Here is a 1,679-nt window from a genome sequence, read left to right as displayed (position 1 = left end):
ACTCTCACTTTTTTAAAAAATTCCAAAAGTTTAAGTCATTTTGCAAAGGCTTATAGGGGTAAAATACTACGAGTATTAGCAAGTAAAAATATACATAGTAAAGAAGCTTTACTCGAATATCTACCTAATGAATTAAAAATAAAAGAAATTAAAATACAAGGATTAAAAGAAGAAATAATTTTAGATATAGTAAGCTAAGCCTTTTGGCTTAGCTTTTATAATTAGAATTTATATAGAGCTTCAAGTCTGATAAATTGATCGTCAACATCCTGACCTTTTACACGATTATGATTATCTTCAGTTAAGTAAGAATAGAAGCCACTAAATGTAAGTTTTGGGCTATAAGCATAAGATACTCTTGCAATATATTCATTTTTATCTATATCAGGGCCTGCTGTATATTTAGTTTTACCACCAATATAGTCAAATCCTACTCTTAGTGTTTCAGCAAAAGTATAGCCTAAACCTGCAAAATAGAAGAAGTTTTCACCTTCAGATCCAGTTAATTTGCTACCATCAGAGTAGAAAATTTGTTCACCTGGAGCAATCACTCTACCTTTATCTTCTAAAACTACTAAACTACCTTTATCTTTTTCACCATAACCAACTATACCTGCTTGGAAATCAAATGCTGAAATTTGAGCTTGTAATTGAGCAGCATAGAAGTTACCATTATCTAAACCTAAGCGTTTTTCTTTTTCACTATCAATACTATTCCCTAAGTATTGAGCTTGGATTTTGAAATTAGCATCATTAAATGCAAATTTATAGCTAGCATCTACTGCATATAAGAATGCCCAATTATTTGAATAAGCAGCCCAAATTTGGAATGCAAATGGATCAAAATCACCTAATACAGCACCGCCATATAGTGAAGACTTAGTAATATTGATTTGATCTTTAATTGCAGTATCACCATCATCTTCAGCATTAAAGCTATCAAACCAATAACCTGCGAAAGTTAAACCTTCAATAGAGTTATTGACTACTTTAGCTCCTGTTCCTACTAAGTCATCAGTCCAAATAGAACCAACTTCCATTTTACCAAAAGCTACATTTGTAGCATAAGCTTCATTTGCATATTCTAAGTAAGCTTGTTGAACTGCAAATGTATCGTGAGTATTTGTTCCATTGCCTGTACCAAAGCCAGCTTCATTTGTGTTGTATTGGAATTGAACAAAAGCTTTGAAGTTATCATCTAAAGCCGCTTTGAAGTTTAATTGAGATTTAAATCTGTGTTTGTTTTCTTTGGTGTTGTTATAACCTTCCGCTTGAACTGCATTACCAAATTTTTGTCTATCAGATTCAAATCTGTATCTGAACATTCCTGATACATCAACATCTTTTATAGCTTCTTCAAGTGAAACAGCATTAGCTGCTGAAAAAGCACCTGCAGCTAATGCTGCTACTAAACTAAGTTTAACTAGTTTCATGAGAATTCTCCTTATTAAAATTAAAACTATGGCTTGTATTATAGCATAGTTTTATATAAGAATTCTTAAAGTAAATAAAAACAATATAAAATATATTAGATTATATAGTATTAATATAAGTAGATAGATATATCTTTAAAGATCTAGTTTGAAACTAGATCTTTAAAAACTAAGGAGTTATCTATGAATGTTTGCTTTTACAAATGTAATTATGCTCTTTGATAGTTAATGTATGGAAACTGAGGG

1 protein-coding gene and 1 pseudogene are annotated in these 1,679 nt (G+C 30.6%); one reads left to right on the top strand and one right to left on the bottom strand.

The genetic code is table 11. The annotated features are described in order from the left end of the window. A pseudogene (locus CAMP18498_RS07810) lies at positions 1-198 on the top strand (YaaA family protein); the annotation flags it as partial. A gap of 23 nt (positions 199-221) precedes the next feature. Here CAMP18498_RS07810 and CAMP18498_RS07805 read toward each other — a convergent pair. Next, complete coding sequence (locus CAMP18498_RS07805) at positions 222-1,433, bottom strand: major outer membrane protein (RefSeq protein ID WP_337198254.1); 1,212 nt, start codon at positions 1,431-1,433, stop codon at positions 222-224. Between the last annotated feature and the right edge of the window lie 246 nt (positions 1,434-1,679).

The sequence above is a fragment of the Campylobacter sp. W0066.2 genome (assembly GCF_024723515.1).
GTDB lineage: Bacteria > Campylobacterota > Campylobacteria > Campylobacterales > Campylobacteraceae > Campylobacter_D.
The sequence above is the reverse complement of the archived record's forward strand: the minus strand, read 5'-3'. Positions and strand labels throughout refer to the sequence as shown.